The sequence below is a fragment of the Meiothermus ruber DSM 1279 genome (assembly GCF_000024425.1).
Classification (GTDB): Bacteria; Deinococcota; Deinococci; order Deinococcales; family Thermaceae; genus Meiothermus; species Meiothermus ruber.
Window position 1 is genome coordinate 2,806,234 of sequence record NC_013946.1, and the last position, 19,866, is coordinate 2,826,099.

Annotated in this window: 22 protein-coding genes and 1 tRNA gene; 11 read left to right on the forward strand and 12 right to left on the reverse strand. The window is 62.5% G+C overall.

The genetic code is table 11. The annotated features are described in order from the left end of the window. Window positions 1-17 precede the first annotated feature (17 nt). The 4 genes from MRUB_RS13895 to mreB all read right to left on the reverse strand — a co-directional run bounded on the left by MRUB_RS13895 (window position 18) and on the right by mreB (window position 4,091). On the reverse strand, window positions 18-980 hold the full coding sequence (locus tag MRUB_RS13895; RefSeq protein WP_013015011.1) for a Gfo/Idh/MocA family protein: 963 nt from the start codon (window positions 978-980) through the stop codon (window positions 18-20). A gap of 207 nt (window positions 981-1,187) precedes the next feature. After that, the gene (gene lpxC / locus MRUB_RS13900; protein ID WP_013015012.1) at window positions 1,188-1,940 is read right to left on the reverse strand and encodes a UDP-3-O-acyl-N-acetylglucosamine deacetylase; all 753 of its coding nucleotides are present in this window, start codon (window positions 1,938-1,940) and stop codon (window positions 1,188-1,190) included. 12 nt (window positions 1,941-1,952) lie between these two features. Continuing rightward, window positions 1,953-2,945 (reverse strand): UDP-3-O-(3-hydroxymyristoyl)glucosamine N-acyltransferase, encoded by a 993-nt coding sequence (locus MRUB_RS13905; protein WP_013015013.1) that lies wholly within the window; start codon window positions 2,943-2,945, stop codon window positions 1,953-1,955. Between the two features lie 99 nt (window positions 2,946-3,044). Beyond that, window positions 3,045-4,091 carry a rod shape-determining protein gene (gene mreB / locus MRUB_RS13910; RefSeq protein ID WP_013015014.1) on the reverse strand — a complete coding sequence of 349 codons (1,047 nt, stop codon included), beginning with the start codon at window positions 4,089-4,091 and terminating at the stop codon, window positions 3,045-3,047. Between the two features lie 623 nt (window positions 4,092-4,714). Here mreB and MRUB_RS15670 point away from each other — a divergent pair. The 8 genes from MRUB_RS15670 to MRUB_RS13950 all read left to right on the forward strand — a co-directional run bounded on the left by MRUB_RS15670 (window position 4,715) and on the right by MRUB_RS13950 (window position 11,383). Then, window positions 4,715-4,912, forward strand: coding sequence for a helix-turn-helix domain-containing protein (locus tag MRUB_RS15670; protein WP_041654084.1), 198 nt, complete (start codon window positions 4,715-4,717; stop codon window positions 4,910-4,912). 10 nt (window positions 4,913-4,922) lie between these two features. Next, a complete protein-coding gene (locus MRUB_RS13920; RefSeq protein ID WP_013015016.1) occupies window positions 4,923-5,378 on the forward strand; it encodes a hypothetical protein in 456 nt (151 codons plus the stop codon). Then, entirely contained in the window at window positions 5,371-8,379 is a 3,009-nt protein-coding gene (locus tag MRUB_RS13925; protein WP_013015017.1) for a bifunctional DNA primase/polymerase, read from the forward strand. The genes MRUB_RS13920 and MRUB_RS13925 overlap by 8 nt, the downstream gene beginning before the upstream one ends. Next, entirely contained in the window at window positions 8,376-8,690 is a 315-nt protein-coding gene (locus tag MRUB_RS13930) for a hypothetical protein (RefSeq protein ID WP_013015018.1), read from the forward strand. The genes MRUB_RS13925 and MRUB_RS13930 overlap by 4 nt, the downstream gene beginning before the upstream one ends. Further along, window positions 8,680-9,246 carry a hypothetical protein gene (locus tag MRUB_RS13935; protein ID WP_013015019.1) on the forward strand — a complete coding sequence of 189 codons (567 nt, stop codon included), beginning with the start codon at window positions 8,680-8,682 and terminating at the stop codon, window positions 9,244-9,246. The genes MRUB_RS13930 and MRUB_RS13935 overlap by 11 nt, the downstream gene beginning before the upstream one ends. Beyond that, complete coding sequence (locus MRUB_RS13940; RefSeq protein ID WP_013015020.1) at window positions 9,233-9,616, forward strand: hypothetical protein; 384 nt, start codon at window positions 9,233-9,235, stop codon at window positions 9,614-9,616. The genes MRUB_RS13935 and MRUB_RS13940 overlap by 14 nt, the downstream gene beginning before the upstream one ends. Before the next feature lie 368 nt (window positions 9,617-9,984). Then, a complete protein-coding gene (locus tag MRUB_RS13945; RefSeq protein WP_013015021.1) occupies window positions 9,985-10,242 on the forward strand; it encodes a hypothetical protein in 258 nt (85 codons plus the stop codon). Continuing rightward, window positions 10,202-11,383 (forward strand): tyrosine-type recombinase/integrase, encoded by a 1,182-nt coding sequence (locus MRUB_RS13950; protein WP_244403981.1) that lies wholly within the window; start codon window positions 10,202-10,204, stop codon window positions 11,381-11,383. Before MRUB_RS13945 ends, MRUB_RS13950 begins: the two co-directional genes overlap by 41 nt. 82 nt (window positions 11,384-11,465) lie before the next feature. Here the strand turns inward: MRUB_RS13950 and MRUB_RS13955 are convergent. After that, window positions 11,466-11,540 (reverse strand) — tRNA-Val (locus MRUB_RS13955). Window positions 11,541-11,626: 86 nt separating this feature from the next. On the opposite strand from MRUB_RS13955, the gene argB reads away from it, so the two are divergent. After that, on the forward strand, window positions 11,627-12,379 hold the full coding sequence (gene argB / locus MRUB_RS13960) for an acetylglutamate kinase (protein ID WP_015586668.1): 753 nt from the start codon (window positions 11,627-11,629) through the stop codon (window positions 12,377-12,379). Between the two features lie 40 nt (window positions 12,380-12,419). Further along, on the forward strand, window positions 12,420-13,448 hold the full coding sequence (locus MRUB_RS13965) for a zinc-binding dehydrogenase (RefSeq protein WP_013015024.1): 1,029 nt from the start codon (window positions 12,420-12,422) through the stop codon (window positions 13,446-13,448). Between the two features lie 116 nt (window positions 13,449-13,564). Here the strand turns inward: MRUB_RS13965 and MRUB_RS13970 are convergent, their stop codons facing one another. Then, on the reverse strand, window positions 13,565-13,894 hold the full coding sequence (locus tag MRUB_RS13970) for a hypothetical protein (RefSeq protein WP_013015025.1): 330 nt from the start codon (window positions 13,892-13,894) through the stop codon (window positions 13,565-13,567). A 56-nt stretch (window positions 13,895-13,950) separates the two neighbouring features. On the opposite strand from MRUB_RS13970, the gene MRUB_RS13975 reads away from it, so the two are divergent. Beyond that, window positions 13,951-14,523, forward strand: coding sequence for a LabA-like NYN domain-containing protein (locus tag MRUB_RS13975; protein ID WP_013015026.1), 573 nt, complete (start codon window positions 13,951-13,953; stop codon window positions 14,521-14,523). A 43-nt stretch (window positions 14,524-14,566) separates the two neighbouring features. Here MRUB_RS13975 and MRUB_RS13980 read toward each other — a convergent pair whose 3' ends face one another. The 6 genes from MRUB_RS13980 to MRUB_RS14005 all read right to left on the reverse strand — a co-directional run bounded on the left by MRUB_RS13980 (window position 14,567) and on the right by MRUB_RS14005 (window position 19,812). Beyond that, a complete protein-coding gene (locus MRUB_RS13980; protein WP_013015027.1) occupies window positions 14,567-14,854 on the reverse strand; it encodes a hypothetical protein in 288 nt (95 codons plus the stop codon). Window positions 14,855-14,871: 17 nt separating this feature from the next. After that, entirely contained in the window at window positions 14,872-15,999 is a 1,128-nt protein-coding gene (locus MRUB_RS13985) for an ABC transporter permease (RefSeq protein ID WP_013015028.1), read from the reverse strand. Window positions 16,000-16,067: 68 nt separating this feature from the next. Continuing rightward, window positions 16,068-16,505 carry a 3D domain-containing protein gene (locus tag MRUB_RS13990; RefSeq protein WP_036198589.1) on the reverse strand — a complete coding sequence of 146 codons (438 nt, stop codon included), beginning with the start codon at window positions 16,503-16,505 and terminating at the stop codon, window positions 16,068-16,070. 433 nt (window positions 16,506-16,938) lie between these two features. Continuing rightward, window positions 16,939-18,537: a DAK2 domain-containing protein gene (locus MRUB_RS13995; RefSeq protein WP_013015030.1), complete on the reverse strand. Its 1,599-nt coding sequence runs from the start codon at window positions 18,535-18,537 to the stop codon at window positions 16,939-16,941. Between the two features lie 29 nt (window positions 18,538-18,566). After that, window positions 18,567-18,908 (reverse strand): Asp23/Gls24 family envelope stress response protein, encoded by a 342-nt coding sequence (locus MRUB_RS14000; protein WP_013015031.1) that lies wholly within the window; start codon window positions 18,906-18,908, stop codon window positions 18,567-18,569. A 241-nt stretch (window positions 18,909-19,149) separates the two neighbouring features. Next, complete coding sequence (locus tag MRUB_RS14005) at window positions 19,150-19,812, reverse strand: DUF3108 domain-containing protein (protein WP_013015032.1); 663 nt, start codon at window positions 19,810-19,812, stop codon at window positions 19,150-19,152. Window positions 19,813-19,866 lie beyond the last annotated feature (54 nt).

Below are 19,866 nucleotides of genomic sequence, written 5' to 3' on the forward strand. Positions count from 1 at the left end.
GGGCAGAAAAAGGGGTTTCAACGGCTCATCACCGGCTGGAGGGCATTGGAAAGCTCGAGGGCCAGCTCGAGGGCCTGCAGGTCGTCCTCGAGGGTCACCAGCGAGGGCTCCCCCCTCTGAATCCGATCCACGAAATGCTTGAGCTGGCGCCGCAGGGGGTTGTCGTTGTGAATTGCGATGCGCTCGGTCTGTACCTGGGTGCGCCCGTTGGGCTCAACCCGGTCGGGGTCGGGCTGCACGGGCGGCGAGCGGTGCAGCGAAAGCTCGGTGTACTCGCTGTTGAAATCCAGTCGCAGCACCTCGCCGGGCTGGGTGATGGTCAGCGAACGCTCAGCCTGGGGCGAGATCCGGCTGGCGGTAAACAAGGCCCGGGCCCCCGAGGGAAAATCCACCACGGCCTGGGCGAACTCGTCCAGCCCATCCACCTGCCGGCCCACCACGCTGTAGCGCAAGGGCTTTTCCCGCAGGAGCAAGAGCACCAGATCCAGGTCGTGGATCATCAGGTCAAGCACCACCCCAATGTCACGGATCCGGCGGTTGTTGCCTATGCGACGGGCCTCGAGCACCCAGGGGGTTTTGACCATGCTCATCAGGTCGTTTACAGCGCGGTAAAAACGCACGATATGCCCCACCTGCAAAACCACCCCCCGCTGCTCAGCCAGCCGCACCAGCTCCCGCGCCTCGTGCATGGTGCGGGTCATGGGCTTCTCCAGAAGCACATGCACGCCGGCCTCCAAAAACATGCGGGCCTGCTCGTAGTGAAAAGAGGTAGGGGAAGCAATCGAAACCGCCTGCACCTTGCCCAGCAGTTCTTCCGGGCTGGAAAAGGCCGGTACTTCTAGGTCCTGCTCGATGGCGGCTTGACGAAACGGGTCGGGGTCGGCCACCCCCACCAGACGAACCCCTGGCAATCCCGCGTATACCTGAGCGTGGTACGTCCCCATCACACCAACACCCACAACGCCTACATTTAGCTCCATAAAATCCTCGTTACGTGATGCACAAACCCTGCGTCCCAAGCAGGATGATACACTTAAGACCCGTTTACAACCACATTTCTGGTCAGGCTGGGCTTTAAAAAAAGCTCAGGAAAGTCACAGAGTAGGGGCCGAGCGACCGCCCAGGAGCATTTCCGAGCACTTCACTCCGGGAGCCCGCCACACAGCCAACCCTGCTTCGCCCAGCCTCTAGCTTTGTAGCAGCTTGGCCAGCTCCACGTGCAGGCGGTGCGAGGCCCGGTGGGCCACAAACTGTCCCCGGTAGGGCCTGCCGGCCAGGTACAGGTCGCCCAGAAAATCCAGGGCTTTGTGGTATACAGGCTCGTACAGCATCCGGGGTGTATTGACCGGGCCGTGCTCGCTGAAGACCAGGGCGTTCTCCAAGGAAGCCCCCTGGATGAGGCCGCGGGCCCGCAGCGCCTCCACCTCGTGCAGAAAGCCAAAGGTGCGGGCCGGGGCCAGCGCCGCCAGCGGCGTGGGGGGGCACTGCACCTGCTGGTAGCCAATTCTGGGGTGTGGGAACAGGATGGTGGCGGTGAGGGCGAACTGCTCCGCTGGCTGGGCCAGCACACTGCTGCGCCCCTCCTCGACCCGGATGGCACCGCTCAGCGGCAGCGCCTGGGGGCCCTGGGCCGGAAAGTCCTCCAAGGCCGCCAGCCATTCCTGGGCGCTGCCGTCCAGGATGGGAATCTCTGGGCCGGTCACCTCGATGACCAAACCCTCCCAGATGCCCCGAATAAAGAGGGCGGCCAGCAGGTGTTCTACGGTCATCAGGCGCAGGTTATGCTCACCCAATACCGTGCAACGGGCGGTATCCACCACGCTCGAGGCCAGCGGGCGCAGCTCGAGCCCCCCCACCCAAAACCGCACCGGCCCCTCGGCCGGATGAAACCGCACCGTGCTGGGTTCGCCACTATGAAGACCGATTCCACGTAGGGTCATAGGGCTTCCAGTTCAGCGCGACCGTCGCAGGAGTTGTCGCAAGGTACGCTCCATGCTAGCCAGCCAGTCCAGCATCGCCAGCCGCCGCCAGTGCCGGCGGGCCGGCTGGGCCGGAATCCCACCGGCCCAGGTCTCACCTGCTGGAACGTTCTTGGAAATGGCGCTGCTGCCGGCCAGCCGGGCTCCCCGCCCCACCCGCACATGGTCGGCAATCACCACCCAGCCGCCCATCAGCACCCCATCCTCCAGCACCGCGCTGCCCCCAATGGCGCTGCTACCCACCATGACCACGTTCTTTCCGATCTGAACGTTGTGGCCGATCTCGGTGAGGTCGCCGATTTTGCTATGCGCCCCGATGCGGGTCTCCCCCACCACGCTGCGCTGCACCACGCAGTTGGCCCCCAGCTCCACCCCATCCTCCAACACCACCCGGCCGGTGTGGGGCAGGCGTCGGTTGTCCTGAAAGCCAAATCCAACAGCGCCCAGCACCGTGCCTGCACCAATGTGGCAGTCTGCCCCCACACGGGTGCGCGGGTAGAGCGTAACCCGGGGCTCGAGCACTGTCCGGGGGCCTATCTCGGCCTGCTCCCCGATATAGCAGTAGGGGGCTATCACCGCACCCGCCCCCACCTTAGCCCCCCGGCACACCAGCACATAAGCCCCTATCGAAGCAGTGGGATCCACCTCCACCCCCGCCTCGAGGGTGGCGGTGGGGTGCACGCCCACCCCCGCCCAGGTCTCGGGTCGGTTGAAAAGGGCCAGCACCAGCGGCCAGGCTTTCTGCACCGAGGCAACGCGAATCCGGCTGACACCCGATGGGCACTGGGTTGTCTCATCCAGGATCAAAGCCGCACCCGTCTCCAGAGCTGCCGGCAGAAACCGGGCCTCCCGCACCACCACCAGCTCGCCCGGCCTGGCCCGGTCGGGCGGGGCTAGAGTAACAACCTCGGTATCGGGGCCCTCGAGGCGGCCCCCTAGGCGCTGGGCAATTTCGGAGAGCAGCATACCAAGCCTAAAATTTTCACTTCGTCAACTCAACCCCGCACCTCTATTGCTGAAGCCACGCCGTGGGTGGGTCAACATAGCCCATTTGGGTATCGCCAATTACCGCCTTAGCACGTTATCAGAGGTAACCAGGGCATCCCGCAGCACGTGCAGCATGTCGAGGGCCTTGCCGGTGCCCAGAGCCACTGCCTCCACAGCATTTTCAGCCACCACCACCGGTACGCCAGTGGCCTCTTGCAGCAGCAGATCCAGGTTGCGCAGCAGGGCTCCCCCGCCGGTCAGCAAAATGCCCCGGTCAATGATGTCGGCCACCAGTTCGGGCGGGGTGGTTTCCAGAACACTCTTCACGCCCTGAACAATCTTTTCTAGGGGCTCTTTGAGGGCTTCCACCACATCCTCGGTGGTCACCTCGATGCTCTTGGGCAGGCCTGAGATCAGGTCACGCCCGCGCACCTCGGCCACAGCATCCTGCTCCCCAGGGAGCCGCTTGGCAGCGCCGATTTTGATCTTGAGCTCCTCGGCGGTGCGCTCCCCAATCAGGAGGTTGTACTTGTTACGGATGAACCGGATGATGGAATCGTCGAATTCGTTACCGGCAATGCGCAGGCTGGTCGAGCGCACGATCCCGCCCAGCGAGATCACCGCAATATCGCTGGAGCCACCCCCAATGTCCACCACCATGCTGCCGGTGGGTTCAGCAATCTTGATGCCAGCCCCAATAGCAGCCGCCAGGGGCTCATCAATTAGGTAGGCCCGTTTGGCGCCGGCTTCCACAATGGCCTGCACCACTGCCCGGCGCTCGACCTCGGTCACCCCGGAGGGCACCCCCACCATTACCTGGGGCCTAAAAAAGCGCAAAGGGGGCAAAACTTTCTTGATAAACAGGGTGAGCATCCGCTCGGTCAGGGTGTAGTCGGCAATTACCCCATCCTTCAGAGGGCGGGCCGCCACAATGTTGCCGGGCGTGCGCCCCAGCATCCGGTAGGCTTCGGCCCCCACCGCCTTAACCTCTTTGGTATCACTGACCATGGCAATAACCGAAGGCTCTCGCAGCACAATACCTTTGCCGCGCATATAAATCAGCACCGAGGCGGTGCCCAGGTCAATACCCACATCCTCGCCGCGAAACGAAAGCAAGCCAGCCATAGCGATTTATTGTACAGGTTTGTATGTGAAGCACAAAGCACCAAGCGACCCCAGCCCAAACCTTGTTGCACACCCCCACGCTGGGGTGAAGCTACCCACATTGGGGTCAAACGCGAAACCGGAGTCTGGTTGACTCCGGTTTTTTTCGCCTTGAACGTGGTGGGCGATGTAGGATTTGAACCTACGACCCCACGCGTGTGAAGAGTAAAAGCAGCGTACCAAGGCGTACAAGGGTGTTGGAGATTTAGCCTTTAGAACGGGATTTTTGCCCAAAGGGGTTATTCGCTGTTGGGGGTAACTTTTGGGGGTATGAGCAGTTAATGGGGGTACGGTTTGGGGGTACACAACGACCCCACGCCTTAGTACGACCTTGTACGGGATTGGGGGGGGTTGACTTTTTCCTCAGTTCAGGTCATATTTTTGCTAAGATAGGCGAAAGCTATACCAAGTAAGCAAAAGCTGTACCAACCTGCCGTAGGGCAGGCATTTTTATGCCCCTCCGCCACAACAAAGACCCGCCTTTATCGGCTTTCTTCCGCGAACCCCACAGAGGTCTTTTCGCCCTCGTGGGGTTTTTTGTTGGTTTTCGGCAATGGAAGTTTGCTGATGAAAGGACGTAACAAATGGAACGTTTAGCAATCACTCCAAGGGAGCTCGCGAAGATGCTTGGCGTTAGCGCCAACCACGTTTATAACCTGATTGCGAGCGGTCAGGTAAAGGTTACTCGACTGGGAAGGCGTTTGCTGGTTCCCCGCTACGAGCTCGAGCGCCTGGGGCTCTTGCCCAAGGAAAACCCCGCCATGCAGGGCGGGGCTGAGTAGGAGGGTGGCTATGCTTCCCGAAAACATTCTACACGCCCGGCTCACCTTCCTCTCGCACTTCCCCCACAACCAGCGGGCCACCGCCACTAACTTTCTGCTCCAAGCCATCCGCGCCGGCTGCAACGAGCCTAACCAGGTGGTGGGGTATGCCCTCGAAACGGCGTGCCGCCGTTGCCACCTCGAAGCCGCCCAGACCTTTTTGTCCCTCTTCGAGAACAACCCCGAGGCCCTGTTAGCCGGGGCACGCTGGGCTTTGTGGTGGGAGAGTCTGTCTCCCGAGGAGAAGCAGCAGCTGCGGGAGGGGCGGGCTGAGGAAGCCATAGAGCGCTGGATGGAGCAAAACCCACCCACAGACAGGCAACTCGCCTATTTGAACCGCCTGGGCTACCGTGGGCCGACACCCGCTAATCGGCTCGAGGCTTCCCGCCTGATTGACGAGCTTGTGAAGGGGGTGCGCCATGCCTAGCCCCCTACAAGCCGCCCTCGAGTACGCCCGGCTGGGGTATGCGGTGCTGCCCCTGCTGCCCGGTGAGAAGCGCCCACACAGCCGGTTGGCCCCTAACGGGTTGACGAACGCCACCCCCGACCCCGAGGTGTTGCGCCGCTGGTGGCAGGCCGTGCCCACCGCCGGGGTGGGTATCCTGCCCCCCGAGCAGGTGTTGGTGCTGGACTTTGACGCGCCCGAGGTGTGGGAGCAACTGCGGGCTGAATACCCCGAGCTAGCCACAGCCCCCCGGCAAAGGAGCCCTCGGGGTGGGGTGCATGTCTTCCTGAAGCTGCCTAAAAGTCTGATAGGAAGCCTCACCACCACCGCCCGGAAGATGCCGGGGTTAGACCTGCGCGGGCTGGGGAAAGCGTACCTTGCGGCTGCCCCCACCGAGCTACCAAACGGGGGCTATAGCTGGGAAGCCCCCCTGCTGCCCCCGGCTGAACTGCCCCTGCCCCCCGAGGGGCTGCTAAAGCGTCTGCTGCCCGAGCCCCCACCCCCACCACCTGAGTACCAGCCCGCGAGCTTCCGGGGTGTGAAGGGCGACAAGCTGACCCGCCGCCTGGAAGGCCTTCTGCGCTGGGCTTGTGAGCGGGTAGCCAGTACCCCCGAGGGGCAACGCCATAACACCCTGCTCAGTTACGCCCGGCTGATAGGCGGCTATGTCCACCTGGGCCTCGACCCGGAGCAGGTCACCAGCGCCCTGGCCGAGGCTGCTATGCAGGCCGGGTTACCCCACTCCGAGGCCGAGGCCACCGCACGGGACGGGCTGAGGTACGGGCTGGATGCGCCGTTGGAACTGCCCGCTGATGAGGGCAAGGGGGATACTTTCGGGGAAGCCCCCACCTGCCCTCTGGATGGGCGCACTGGTGGGGGGCAGGTGATGGGGAACCCCCGCTACAAGGTGGAGCGCGGGCAGATTTGGGCCGCCAAGGTAGAGGGCCGGGGTGAGTCACAGGGTGTGGCCTACTGGCCCCTGTGCAACTTCGCTGCTGTGATTGAGCGCGAGATAGTCGCTACTGATGGGCTCGAGACCGAGACCCTGTTTGAACTTCGGGGCTACACCTCCACAGGCCGCCCGCTGCCTGTGGCCCTGGTGAAGTCGGGCGAGTTTTCCGGCATGAACTGGGTGGCCCGGCACTGGGGGGCTGAGGCGGTGGTGCTGCCCGGTCAGGCCAACCGGGATCACCTGCGGGCCGCCATTCAGTTTTTGAGCCTGAGCGAAGGGCGCATCCGCCGCGCTACCGTGTACCGGCATCTGGGTTGGACGAAGACAGCGGACGGCTGGGTGTACCTGCACGCGGGAGGTGGCATCGGGGCGAAGGGAAGCGTGACCGGGCTCGAGGTACAGCTTGGGAAAGTATTTGAGAACTTCGCCCTGCCCGAGCCCCCTACAGGCGAAGCTGAGCGCGAGGCCATCACCACACTGTGGCGGCTGTCGGAGGTGACCCCCTACAGGGTGAGCGTCCCACTTCTGCTCTACGCCCTGGCTACGCCGCTGGGTCACACACCCTTCAGCCTCTACCTGGCAGGCCCGAGTGGAAGCCAGAAGACCTCGCTGGCCTTGGTCATTCAATCCCTGTGGGGCTGGCACGACAGCCCGCCCACAAGCTGGGAAGCCACCCCCAACGCCCTGGAAGCCTACGGCTTCACCGCCAAAGATGCCCTGCTGCTGATAGACGACTACGCCCCTCAAGCGAGTGAGCAGAAACAGAAGGAACTACAGGCCAAAGCCGCTCGGGTTTTGCGTTCACAGGGTAACGCTACGGGGCGGGGAAGAATGCGGGCAGACGGCTCACTGGCAGGGGATAGACCCCCTCGGGGCAGTCTGCTGGTCACCGGGGAGGACTTACCGCCGGGGCACTCCATTCGGGCTCGGTGTCTTTTTCTCGAGCTCGAGCGCGGGGATGTAGACCTGCGCCGGCTCAGTGAAGCGCAACGCCAAAACCGTGAAGGCGCATATGCCCGCGCCCTGAGCGCTTGGGTTCGCTACCTCTCCGCTGACCTCGAAACCTACCAACGCCAACTCGCAGACCGTACCGCTGAACTTCGCCCGCGCTGGGAATCCCAACACGGGCGCACCACGGATGCCCTGGCCCGGCTGCACGCCACCTGGGAGCTATACCGCGACTACGCCGCCACCGTGGGGGTTGACCTCGCTTATATGGATGGGCGGGTGCTGGAAGCCCTCGAAGCAGTACGCCGCACCCAATCGTCCTACCAAAGAGATTCTGACCCCACCGAGCGCTTCGGGGGGTTACTCTTTAGCGCCCTTCGCATGGGCCGGGGCCACCTGGTGCCTGTGTCTTGGAGGCCGGGGCAATCTATAGAGGATTACCTGGACGACCCCACCCGCTGGGGCTGGCGCTACCGCGAAACCACCAGCGGCCACCCTGACGCTCATGGGGTGTGGGAACCCCTGGGGCCACAAATCGGCTGGCTTCCTGACGACCCAGACACCCTCGGGCTATACCTCGACCCCACCCCGGCCTACACCGTGCTGGCACGTCTGGCGAACGAGTCGGGCGAGCCGTTACTCACCGAGCGCACCCTGTGGAAGCGGCTGGGGGAGCGGGGGGCTATCCGTATTCAGGGGGACGGTCAGTCTATCCGTTACCAAGCAGTGGTCAAGATTCACGGTAAATCCACCCGTGTTGTGCACCTGCTAGGGGGTTATATCTCAAAAACCGGTAACACCGGTAACCGTGCCGATAATGGCGTGCAGGACGAGGAAAACTCGGTTACCGGTTTTTCTTCGGTTACCGGTACGACCGGTAACCGGGAGCCCGCACCAGAACAGCGCGAAGAGATGGTTACCGGTACGACCGGTAACCTGGCAGAAACCGGTAACCACGGGAGAGCCGTCCAGGACGCAACAAAAACCGGAGTTACCGGTGTTACCGGTTGTACAGATATAAGGGGTAGCCACGCTACGCAAGAGGAAGAGGAAGAGGGGGGTGACTGGGAGGTGGTGCTATGACCCCCTGGCCCGCCCTCTTCTCCCGGCTGCCCCAACTGGTGGAAAAGCTCGAGGCGATAGCTCACCCGCTGCTGACTGTGGAGGTAGACGGGGAGGCGGTGGCCCGGCTGGTACGCCCGAGCCGGGCCGAGCTCGAGGCTCACGCCCGCCGGGCCGGTATGCCCACCCTTACCCCCGAGGGGTGGCTGCGCGAGGCCCTGGGACGGGTGCGGGACTACTACCCCGAACCACGGGAGCAGGTGGCCCTGTATGCAGGAAGCCAACCTGTGGCAGTGCTACGGCGTAGGGGGGTGGTGGGCCATGCCGCATAGGTACCCCCACCTACCCGCTGCCCTGCTGGGGCTGCTCGAGGTTGGCCCCTGGGAAGGAACCTCCACCGAGCTTTACATCGCCCTCGAGCCCTACCGGGTAGAGCCCTGGCCCGCTAACCCGGTGAGTCTGAGTCTGTGGTTGAAGCACCACGCTGAGGCGCACGGTATCCAGGTGGAAGCCCATCACACCGGCGAGCGCCGGGTGTTGCGGCTGGCACGGGTGGCTAACGGGTTGAAGGGTGCAAGCGAACCGGAACATAGCGGCACGATTCCGCCGAATACCGCCGCGTTTTGGAGCTTCCCCACCTGGGGGGCTTTACGTGAAGGCCTTCCGGAGGTGTTTGACGCCCACCCCTCTGAGATGACTTTTACCCTCGCGTACCGTTACCCGAACTGGCAAAGCGCGAGGGTGGTCAAGCGCTTCTTTCTCGAATCTGAAGCAGCGGAGGATTCCTTACGCTACCCCCAGGTGTGCGAGGTGCGTATCTACCCCGGTGAGGTGGATATAGCCACCGTGTGGCCTATGGAGAATAGGATTGAGTATGCCGAGCTTTGACTACGAACGCGCCGCCACCATCCTGGCCGAGGCCGCATTCTCGGACGACCAGAGTGTGTGTCAGCGTCACGGAATCACGGATAGGACGCTGCGCCGCTATCGTGCGCGGCTGCTGTCCGACCCGCGTCTGTCCGCTTTCGTCCAGGAGCGGCAAGCGCGGCTTGCTGAGCAGTGGGCACACGAGCTGGCACCCGCTATCGGTGCGGCTGTTCGGTTTCTCCGGCAAGCCGCACAAAGCGCTGACCCCACCAACCCCGCCGCAATCCGCGCTGTGGCCGAGGCCCTGAAAGCGTTGGCCGAGATAGACATGACCCGCGATATGCTTCGCTCTCGAGTTGGAGGTGACACATGGGACTTTGGGAAAAACTAAGGCGACTTGAACGGATACAACAAACTGGTGAACGCAGCGTCACGCTTCACCGTTCGTACGCGCTGAATAGCGAGCTACACCCAACCCCGGAGCAGCTACGGAAAGCCGAGGCGCTGTGCGAGCAGGCCCGCCGCGAACACCCACGCGCGGTGCTGATTGTTCGTTTTGGCCCCGAGGGGGAGGTCACAGTCACACCCGCAAGGAGGATGCCTACGCTTGGTGCAAAAGCGCCTCATCGTGGCTGAGGCGCTAAAGACCTAAAACACCACCCCTCTTGACCCTTGGGAGGGGGGATTTATCGGTCAAAACAAAAGCGTACTTACTTTACTAAGTGCGCTTTTTGGTAGGCAACCGTGTATAATCCCTATATGCCAAAGGGTGAGAAGCTGCATCTGGTAAGACCCCCACGTGAGGCCCTAGCCGCCCGGTGGGGGTTGCGATTGTTTGAGGGCGGAGAGACTGGTGAGCGGGTTTATATCCGTGCCCTTGCCGTGGTACTCGAGCGGTTCAAAGCGCTACCCCCGGACAAGCGGGGCCGGGTGGTGGAGGCCGGGCTCGAGGCTTTAGGGCTGTTGGAGGTGCAGGATGAGCAAGATGAGCAAGATGAGCAAGAAGCGAACCGCTAACCTGCAAGGCAACGTCAGGCAACGCCCTAACGGGCTGTGGGAATGCCGCTTTTATGTAACCGAGCCGGACGGCATACACCGCCGCCGGGTATCGGTGTATGCGCCTAGCCAGAAGGAGGCCCTGCAAAAAGCCCACGAGTACCAGGTACAGCACAGCCGGGGGCTGGTAGCGCGTCCTGACCGCCGCCGTTTCGGGGACTTCGCCAAGGAGGTACTGGAGCGCCATACCCGAGGCAAGGCCCCCAACACCAGGCGCAACTACCAGCGCGAGCTAGCCCTGGCCCTGGAGCACCTGGGGGACATCCCCTTGCAGAAACTCACCCCCCACAACCTGCGCCGGATGCTGGATCGGATTGGCGAAAAGCACAGCCCCCGCACCCTGGGTAAGGTGCTGGAGCGCGTCCGGCTGGTGCTGCGGGAAGCGCTGGCCCTCGAGCTCATCCACCGTGACCCGAGCGCTGCGGTACGGCTACCCCGAGCGTCAGAGCGGGATAAGGCCGCGCAACACCTGGAGCCCCCACAAGTGCGGCTGTTGCTGGAGTATGCCGAGGCTTCCAAAAGCCCGACTATGGCCCTGTTGCTGCGGGTGCTGGTACAGCTAGGGCTACGCAAAGGGGAGGCGCTGGGGCTGCAATGGCGGGACGTGGACTTCAAGGAGGCCACCCTGCGGGTGGAGCGGCAATACACCCTGCAAGGCAACAAAGCCGATATAGGCCCCTTGAAGACCCGTGCGGCAAGGCGGGTGCTTCCGCTACCGGCTGACCTGCTTGCACGGCTTCAGGCCCGCTATGAAGCCCTGTGCAGCGAGGGCTTCCGGCCCCAAGACCTGCAAAACGCTTTTGTGTTCGGGCTGGACAGGCCGCTGGACGTGAACGCACCCAACCACTTTTTGCACCGCCTGGTGGAGCGCATACGGGCTGACCACCCCGAGTTTCCCGAGGTACGCATCCACGATTTACGCCACACCGCTGCCTCGCTGATGCTGGCCAGGGGCCTTGACCTGTCCCTGGTAGCCGACAAGCTGGGCCACGCCACCCCGAGCGTCACCCTTGGCGTGTACCGTCACCTGTTGCAGGAAGAGCGCAGGGCCGGGGTGTTGGCTTTGGAAGACCTGTTGAGCGGCTCCCGTCACCGAGCCTAGCTCGAGCCCCAATGGGGGTATGGCGTGGGGGTACAAGCGAAAACCGGAGCCTTAGCGACTCCGGTTTTTCTCGTCCTGGTGCTGGTGGGCGATGTAGGATTTGAACCTACGACCCCACGCGTGTGAAGCGTGTGCTCTCCCGCTGAGCTAATCGCCCGCTACCGGCCTGCTCGCGCAAGCGCACTCAAAAGGGTAACACCCGCTAGGGGGCCTGTCAAGGCCGCGCTGGGTATGATAAACGCCATGGAACAGGCCTTGCTTGTAAAAATCGGCGGTAGCCTCAAAGAGGCTGGTGAACTGCTCGATGAGCTCAGCGCCTACCCAGGCCCCCTGGTGCTGGTACATGGGGGCGGCCCGCGCATTGCTGAGTGGTTAAATCGGATGGGTTTTGAAACCCATTTTCATCGGGGGCTGCGCATCACCCCCCCGGAGCAGATGGAAGTGGTCGAGATGGTGCTCACCACCCTGGGAAAATACCTCGCCGAAGGGCTTTCCCGACGCGGGCGGCCTAGCATAGCCCTGACCGGACGGGATGCGGGGCTGCTCGAGGCCCAGCCGCTAGACCCCCTCCTAGGCCGGGTCGGCGAGGTCACAGCGGTGCATACCCAGGTTATCCACAAACTATTGCAGGCCGGGCTGACCCCCCTGATCGCCCCCATTGGCCTGGATGCCCAGGGCCCGCTCAACATCAACGCCGATACCGCTGCCGGCGCCATAGCCGGAGCGCTTCACCTGCCGGCCATCTTCCTAACCGATGTGGTGGGTGTGCTGCGCGAGGCCAAAGACCCCTCGAGCCGCTTCCCCCAGCTCAACCCAGCCCAGGTACAGGCCCTGATTCAGGAAGGCACCATTTCCGGGGGCATGATACCCAAAGTGGAGGCCGCCCTCAATGCGCTGCACAAAGGCGCTCCCTGGGCCGCCATCGCCAAGGGCACCCAGGGCATCCTGCAGCAAGTTTTGGAGGGCAGCGCCGGCACCCGGGTTGTGGGCGGGTAAAGTTTGACGGTGCATAGCCATAGGTGGCAGAATCGCCTTTATGCGGGCAGTATGGATGGCGTCTAGGGGCGGCCCGGAGGTTTTGCGCTACGGAGAGATCGCGCCCCCTGTGCTAGAAGCCGGTCAGGTGCGGATCGCCGTAAAAGCCGTGGCCCTCAACCACCTCGACGTGTGGGTACGGAAGGGCGTTGCCAGTCCCAAGCTCCCCCTGCCCCACATCCTCGGGTGTGACATCGCCGGTGTGGTGGAGTCGGTTGGGGCGGGTGTCAGCGGGGTAGCCCCGGGGGATGCGGTGGTCGTGAACCCTGGGGTCTCCTGTGGCCGCTGCGCACGCTGTCTGGGCGGACAGGACAACCTCTGCGCCGGGTATCAAATTCTGGGCGAGCACCGCTGGGGCGGCTACGCGGAACTGGTCGTCGTCCCAGCGGCCAACATCCTGCCCAAACCAGCCCGGCTAAGCTGGCTCGAGGCCGCTTCGCTGCCCCTCACTTTTCTGACCGCCTGGCAGATGGTGGTGGACAAGCTACAGGTTCGCCCCGGCGAGGATGTGCTGGTCATGGCAGCGGGCGCAGGGGTCTCGGTCGCCGCCATCCAGATTGCCAAGTTGCACGGGGCACGGGTCATCGCCACAGCCAGCAGCGACGAAAAGCTGGCCCAGGCCAAAGCCCTCGGCGCCGACGAGGGGGTCAACTACAGCCAGCCCGACTGGTACAAAGAGGTTCGCCGGCTCACCGGGGGTAAAGGGGCCGATGCAGTGGTCGACCATACCGGGGCCCAGTACTGGGAGGGGGTCATCAAGGCCACCGCCTGGGGCGGGCGGATCAGCCTGGTTGGGGCTTCTTCGGGGTATGAGGCCACCACCCCCCTCTCGCACATCTTTTACCGGCAGCTCTCCATTTTTGGCTCCACCATGGCCTCCAAAAGCCGCCTTTTCCCCATTTTGCAGTTCGTGGCGGAGGGGCGCTTGCGCCCGGTGATCGGCGCCACCCTACCCCTTAGCCAGGCCGCTGAAGGCCACCGGCTGCTGGAGGAGCGCCGCGTGTTTGGCAAGGTGGTCTTGGAGGTGTAGCTGGACGGTTTTGCTCTATTTCCGTACCAGGATGAAAAAAAATCAATTTATCTTTGATTCTTAATACTCAGTTCGAATAACACCCTCACAATCCGCGAACATCCTGCTATTTTCGCTCATAAGCAGGCGGTCTGGGTCTTGTGGCTCTGCACGTATACCAGCGCAGCACGTACCGCATGGGGCTGCGCTCGCAGGGGCCGGTCTGGGGACGGATCGAGCAAATAAGCCTCGATGCCGTGCAAAAGAAGGGTTTTGAACAGTTCTTCCTTTGCGCGCCAATCGTCCGCCACCTGCACATCCAGGCCCGCCAAAACCGTTACGTTGCTTGGAAATTGGCGGGCAATGTCGCATGATGTAAAGAGCAGAGCTAGGGGTGGCCCTGTCTTGATTAGTAGCGGTCGCTCGAGCGTACCGAGGTAGTAGATTGGGCCGTCTAGGTGTAGCATACACATCTAGCGTAGCGGTTAACCCCTCCGCAAACCAGGAAGCGAGATAGAAGACGATGAAGACGGCTTTGTTTATTGACGGATCCTACATGTACGACGCGGCCAAGCGTCTAGGGTGGAACATTGACCACCGGAAGGCGATTGGAGTTTTTTCCAAACCCGAAGACCTGTATAACGCTTTCTATTACGCCCCCGTCACCGATAGCAACGATGAGCGTCAGCAAAAATTCCTCGATGCGTTGGTGTTCATGGGCTATACCGTGCGCAGCCGCGAGACCCACGGCGACCCCCGCTTCGAAGCCATGATTGCCACCGACCTGCTCGTTACCGCACCCCGCTGGGAACGGGCAGTGGTAGCCAGCGGTTCGGGTGACCTGGCCCACACCCTGTCGGCCCTGCGGGCCCAGGGTAAAGAGATTCACCTGCTGGGTGTACCCGAGCTCACCGACCTCGAGCTGCGCAATCAAAGCGACCGTTACCTCGACCTGCGCGAGCTACAGGCCCAGCTCGAGCGCACCGGGGGCGGGCGGCGCAGCTACCCCAGCGTCGCCGAGGATAGTTTTACCAGCGAGGAGCAAAGCAGCCTGGCCCGTCGGCTGATGGAAAACCTCGAGGACGAGCTGCATTAACCCCTCGCTCAACAGGCGCACCCCTACCCACGGGTAGGGGTTTTTACGTCCATTCCTTGATGGGAATCAGCTCGCCCCCCTCCACCGCCTTGCGCGTGGGACGGTAGGCGCGGTCGAACCAGATTTCCAGCACAGCCCGATCCAGGTGCTGGGGCGATACGATAATCTTGCGCACATAGTACCCCCCCTCATCGGAGGCAGAAATCTCATTGCCCTTGGTAAGCCGCAGCTCCACGATATCGCCGCTTCGCGCCGTGCGCACCCGCACACGGAAGGCCGACTCGCCCTCGCGCTGGACATGCTCATCCGGTTTGCGAAAAAAGCCGAACATACCCCTAGTTTACGCCCCTAGCGCAGCACCTCGCCGGGTTTAATCCGCAGGGCCCGCCAAAGCGGTAAAAGGGAGGCCAAAAGCACCACCAGCAGGCTCATCGCTGAGACCCAGATAAAATCTGAGGATCGGATCTCCACCGGCAGGCGGGTCAGGAAATACAGCTCGCCGGGAATCTCCACAGGCCGCCAGGCAAAGTAGCTGGAAAGGCCAAAGCCCAGCAGGTTGCCCACAGCAATGCCCAGCACTCCCAGCACCAGACCCTCGAGGGCAAACACCCCCGCCACCTGACCCGCCCTGGCACCCATCACCCGAAGCAGGGCGATGTCCGGGGTTTTCTCGATGACTGTGAGTACCAGCACGCTGGCCATACCCAAGGCCGCCACCACCACAATTAAGAAAACCACCATACCGATCACCCGCTTCTGCAAGGCCAACTGCTCAATCAGGGTGCGGTTGCTGGACTGCCAGGTCTGGGGAAAGTAGTGCGAACCGGCCAGGGCCTGCCCCACCTGGGGGGCCTGTTCGGCATCGCGCAAGCGGAGCTGGTAACCCGAGAGGGCGGTAGGGGCCTCCATCAGAGCGCGAACATCCTGCAAAGGAACAAAAGCAAAGCCCGCATCCAGAAGGTAGTTCCCCGTCTGGAAAGTGCCCACCACCCTCAGTTCGATGCGCTTTTGATTGATGGAAACCAGGAACAATCGATCCCCTGGGTAAGCCCCCAGGCTTCGCGCCAGGGCGCTGCCCAGCACGATGGTTCCGGGCTTTAGCTGGCCCAGATCCAGCTCGGGATAAACCGCCTGGCCCCCTTCCCCAAGCCCTATCAGGGTGGCGAAGTCGGCCCCAGCACTGCGGCCATCCCCTGCCCTGCGGGTCAGGAGGGCTTTGGTCAGGAAGACCGGGGCCTGGCCCACCACCTGGGGGTGAGGGGGGGGTGGAGGGCTTTCCTCAGGATTGAGGCTCTGCAGGTAGATGTGAGGCACCGCCTTGAGGGTGGCCTCAACCAGCCCCTTGATAAAGCCATTGGTCAGGGAGAGGGCGGTGGTCAGCACCATAATGCCCACCGCCACCCCCAACAGGCTGATCAGGCTCTGGGTACGACGGTGGCGCAGGTGGCGTAAAGCAAGGAACCAGACGAAACGCATAGGGTTGGGGTAAGGGTCGGATGGCGCACGCCAGGCCTCGTCAATTCCTGGGCGTGGCCCCCCTCATCTTATCCCCTGCCCCGCTGGATAACCGTCACCCGAACATAGCGCACCCCAAAGCGGATGGCCGTACTGCGGTCGGGTAGCCAGACATCGAGTTGTTCGCGCTTGCGGGGGTGCATGGTATCTTCCACAACAAAAACCCGGTTTTTGAACAGGTAATTAAAGCGGCCTTTGTTCTTGCCGCCCGGGGTGCCCAGATCCTCGAGCATCACCTTTGAACCATAGGGCAGCTCACGCAACATGTCCCGGCTTACCGCGATGATGCCGATGCGGGTGCGCGCACCGGTGGCGGTAATAAAGGGCGTGCTGTCGGTTTCGCGAACCGAGGAGGTATAGGCTGTGGCCTTGAGGGTCATGACCTTGGGTGCTTGGGCCCAGCTCAATCCAAACGCCGTAATCAGCAAGATTAAAGTTGCAATTGCTCGGGGCAATAGCCGTCTCATACGCCCCTGAGGTTAGGAGGGTAGTTCCCAGGTTCTCTTAGAAAGAGGCGTTACGCCTCTCATCTAATGGGGCCTCTGGGCTGCAGCGCGCTTGGGTTTTGTTTACTTTTTATCTCAAATAAGAGCTATTCGCAGTTTTGTTTTATGAGTTTAACCTAAAGCCTTTCTTTATGTTTCTCATCTTAGCCCTGACCTCTCTTTGACAAAGATTGTGCGTTTTAAGGGCCGCTTTCAACGTGCCAGGCAGTTATTTCGCCAAAAACACCTCCGCAGGGTCTCGCGACCATTCGTAACGCTGCGGATTAGGGCATTGGCACCGTTCTTGAGGCAACCGATTCTCTTTTGAGTTTCGAGGGCCGGCTGAGCTTGCTGCAGCCGGCCCTCTACGAGGGTTATCCGTTTCTAAATGACCCTCAAGGAATCCAAATCAACGCTACTCCAGCACAGCCAGGTAGTCGTAGAGATCAGGGCCCCCGGGGTGGACTTCCAGGCTAAGGTCGGGGAAGGCCTGGGCAATTCGAGCGGTCAGAGCCTCCAGGGATTCTTTGCTCACCGTAGCCCCGTGGAAAATGGTGAGTATTTCGTACTCGTTCTCCTGAACAGCCAGGCTGACCAACTTGAACAGGACTTCCTCGGGGCTATCGGCGGCCAGCGCCAGCTTGTCGTCTCGCAAGCCGATGGGCTGTCCCTCGGTCACGCTAACCCCACCGATTTCCACGCTGCGGCTGGCCCGGGTTACCTCCAGGGTGGCGGCCCGTTTGGAGGCCGCCTCCATCGCAGGCAGGAGCTCACTCGAGGGCAGCTCAGGCTGGTAGGTTACGCTGGCTGCCAGGCCCTGCCCCATGGTGCGGGTAGGTATCACGTGAACGGTTTTCCCCTCAGCCAGGCTCGCAGCCTGCTGGGCCGACATAATCACATTGCTGTTGTTGGGCAGCACGATAACCTCGGGGTTGGGCAGGCTGCGGATGGCGTCCAGGATATCCTGCACGCTGGGGTTGGCGGTCTGTCCCCCAGCCACCACCCGCGCCCCGAAACCCCGGAAGGCCTTAACCAGCCCCCAGCCGTTGGCGACCACCACCAGGCCGGTGGGCGGCGGCGCCTCGTCGGCGGCCCCGGCCATGGAGAGAATTTCGGTGTGCTGCTGGGACATATCCTCCACCTTGGTGCGGATCATCCGGCCGTAGCGAGCGACGGTCGCCAGCAAGCCGTCGGGGTCGTTGGTGTGGATATGGCCCTTGACATAGCCCTCGGCTCCTACCACCAGCAAGGAGTCGCCAAAGGACAAAACCGCTTCGCGGATTTTCTCGATGGGCTCCGCCACCCCCTCCATCAGGAACTCTGTGCAGTAGCCGAACTCCTCTTCTTCGAAGGCGGTCTGGGCGTAGCGCTCGATTTTGGGAGGTTCGGGTAGGGGCCGATCCCTGAGGTAGCCCTCGAGGCCCTCGATCAAGTGCAGCAAGCCCACCCCACCGGCATCCACCACCCCGGCCTGCTTGAGCACCGGCAGCAGCTCGGGGGTGCGCAGGGAGGCTTCACGCCCCCTTTGCAAAGCCCCTTGTAAGACCTCCTCGAGGCTGGCCGCTCCCTTTTCGACTGCTTCACGCGCCCCCTCAGCCACCGCACGCGAAACCGTCAGGATGGTGCCCTCCACCGGTTTCATCACCGCCCTGTAGCCCATACGAGAGCCCTCCTCGAGGGCCCGCGCCAGCAGCGTGGGTGAGATCGAGGCCGCGTCTTTAATGCATTCAGCGAAGCCCTTAAGGATCTGGGAGGTGATGACCCCTGAGTTGCCTCGAGCCCCCAGCAACGAGCCATAGCTGATGGCTCGAGCCACCTCCCCCATTTTGCTGGTATCGGTCAGGTCTAGCTCCCGTCGCACCGACTGTAGCGTGAGGTGCATGTTGGTGCCGGTATCACCATCGGGTACCGGGTAGACATTAAGGGCGTTGACCTCCTCTACGTACACCGCAAACCAGTCGGTGGCGTAGCGAAAAGCCTTGGCCAGTTCGGCGGGTGAAAGGCTATTGGCCACGGCGCACCCCCTGAAACCCCTGCACCCGCCTAGCCACGGCTCACCCCTACCACGTGCACACGCACGCTGGAAAGCTCGGCCCCAGCCAGGCTCTTGGCTGCCCAACGCACCCGCTCACCAATGCTATCGACCACAGCGGGTATGCGGGCTCCAAAAGCAACCACCACATACAGATCGGCCTGGTATTTTCCACTGGCAGCCGGGTCGGGCTTAACCACCACCCCTTCGCTGGCCTCACTGCGGCCCAGGATACGGCTAATGGATTCGCGGATGCCCGCAGGGCTCATGCCCAGCACACCCGGTACCTCGTGTGCGGCCAAACCTAAAATAGCGGCCAGCGCACTTTCCGTTACGGTGATCTCTCCTTTCAACACATGCCTCCAGATTTGCTTGGTCTTGCCTGCAACCTCAGCCTTTTATAGCCCTTTGGGGTATGTGTCAGGGTTGGCTGGGTTAGGGCAACTATAACGCACCCCGAAGCAGTTTCCAAGCCATCGGTTGCAACAGGGCCTGTGGTCAACGCACAAATCCCGGCCAGCATCGAATCCAGGATGGTTCGAAGAGGCCCCGGCGGCCTGGGGATTGGTTGTACCTGGGGATTGGTTGTATGTGCTAGCGCCCGCTCTCAACCAGCGTGGCCTCCAAACGACCGAAGTCGCGCCCAAAAACAAAGCGTACAGGGGTTCGCTGGGGATTCTGACGGTACCAGACCTCAACCAGCACATCGTCTCGAGCAAAACGATAGCCCACCAGGCCGTTGCTGGCTGGCAAGACTTCCAGTTGCCCCTGGGCAGGTTTGGGGTAGTCCACCGCGACGATCTGCCGCGTCTCGGGATGCAGGCGCAGGTAGTAGATAAGAGCAAGCTGATCCAGCAGTTGATCGTTTGGGCTGACCCAGCCGGTCTGGCTGCCATCGGGGTGGATCACCCGGGCCCACGAACCGCTGTTTTCCTGCCGCTCGTATATGAGCCGGGTGGTGCCCCTGAGCGGCTCGGTCAGGTTTTGCCAGAAGCGGTCGGTGCGAAAGTCGAAGCCGACGTAGCTTTCGGACTCGAGCCCATACCCCAGGGTTTTAGCCAGTCCGGTGGGCTCGAGTTTGAGCCGATAACGCCAGCCACCCTCCACCAGGTCTGCGCCCAGGTAAAGCCGGCCCACCCCGAGGCCCTGCCAGGTGAGGTTGTAGGTCAGCCGCTCGCCCGGCGGCCACGGCACACCCTGGGCCAGCGCCAGCAACCCGATTCCGGCTGCTACCAGCGGTGCAAGGCGGCTCAACATGGCAGTATCCCCAGGCTACTGTACCCGTTTTGAGCCGTTCAGTATACAAGGCTG

Excerpts from the sequence above, each read along its gene's own strand:
- MRUB_RS13895 (WP_013015011.1), bottom strand. The coding sequence starts at position 980 with ATGGAGCTAAATGTAGGCGTTGTGGGTGTTGGTGTGATGGGGACGTAC.
- lpxC (WP_013015012.1), bottom strand. The coding sequence starts at position 1,940 with ATGACCCTACGTGGAATCGGTCTTCATAGTGGCGAACCCAGCACGGTG.
- MRUB_RS13905 (WP_013015013.1), bottom strand. The coding sequence starts at position 2,945 with ATGCTGCTCTCCGAAATTGCCCAGCGCCTAGGGGGCCGCCTCGAGGGC.
- mreB (WP_013015014.1), bottom strand. The coding sequence starts at position 4,091 with ATGGCTGGCTTGCTTTCGTTTCGCGGCGAGGATGTGGGTATTGACCTG.
- MRUB_RS15670 (WP_041654084.1), top strand. The coding sequence starts at position 4,715 with ATGGAACGTTTAGCAATCACTCCAAGGGAGCTCGCGAAGATGCTTGGC.
- MRUB_RS13920 (WP_013015016.1), top strand. The coding sequence starts at position 4,923 with ATGCTTCCCGAAAACATTCTACACGCCCGGCTCACCTTCCTCTCGCAC.
- MRUB_RS13925 (WP_013015017.1), top strand. The coding sequence starts at position 5,371 with ATGCCTAGCCCCCTACAAGCCGCCCTCGAGTACGCCCGGCTGGGGTAT.
- MRUB_RS13930 (WP_013015018.1), top strand. The coding sequence starts at position 8,376 with ATGACCCCCTGGCCCGCCCTCTTCTCCCGGCTGCCCCAACTGGTGGAA.
- MRUB_RS13935 (WP_013015019.1), top strand. The coding sequence starts at position 8,680 with ATGCCGCATAGGTACCCCCACCTACCCGCTGCCCTGCTGGGGCTGCTC.
- MRUB_RS13940 (WP_013015020.1), top strand. The coding sequence starts at position 9,233 with ATGCCGAGCTTTGACTACGAACGCGCCGCCACCATCCTGGCCGAGGCC.
- MRUB_RS13945 (WP_013015021.1), top strand. The coding sequence starts at position 9,985 with ATGCCAAAGGGTGAGAAGCTGCATCTGGTAAGACCCCCACGTGAGGCC.
- MRUB_RS13950 (WP_244403981.1), top strand. The coding sequence starts at position 10,202 with ATGAGCAAGATGAGCAAGATGAGCAAGAAGCGAACCGCTAACCTGCAA.
- argB (WP_015586668.1), top strand. The coding sequence starts at position 11,627 with ATGGAACAGGCCTTGCTTGTAAAAATCGGCGGTAGCCTCAAAGAGGCT.
- MRUB_RS13965 (WP_013015024.1), top strand. The coding sequence starts at position 12,420 with ATGCGGGCAGTATGGATGGCGTCTAGGGGCGGCCCGGAGGTTTTGCGC.
- MRUB_RS13970 (WP_013015025.1), bottom strand. The coding sequence starts at position 13,894 with ATGCTACACCTAGACGGCCCAATCTACTACCTCGGTACGCTCGAGCGA.
- MRUB_RS13975 (WP_013015026.1), top strand. The coding sequence starts at position 13,951 with ATGAAGACGGCTTTGTTTATTGACGGATCCTACATGTACGACGCGGCC.
- MRUB_RS13980 (WP_013015027.1), bottom strand. The coding sequence starts at position 14,854 with ATGTTCGGCTTTTTTCGCAAACCGGATGAGCATGTCCAGCGCGAGGGC.
- MRUB_RS13985 (WP_013015028.1), bottom strand. The coding sequence starts at position 15,999 with ATGCGTTTCGTCTGGTTCCTTGCTTTACGCCACCTGCGCCACCGTCGT.
- MRUB_RS13990 (WP_036198589.1), bottom strand. The coding sequence starts at position 16,505 with ATGAGACGGCTATTGCCCCGAGCAATTGCAACTTTAATCTTGCTGATT.
- MRUB_RS14005 (WP_013015032.1), bottom strand. The coding sequence starts at position 19,812 with ATGTTGAGCCGCCTTGCACCGCTGGTAGCAGCCGGAATCGGGTTGCTG.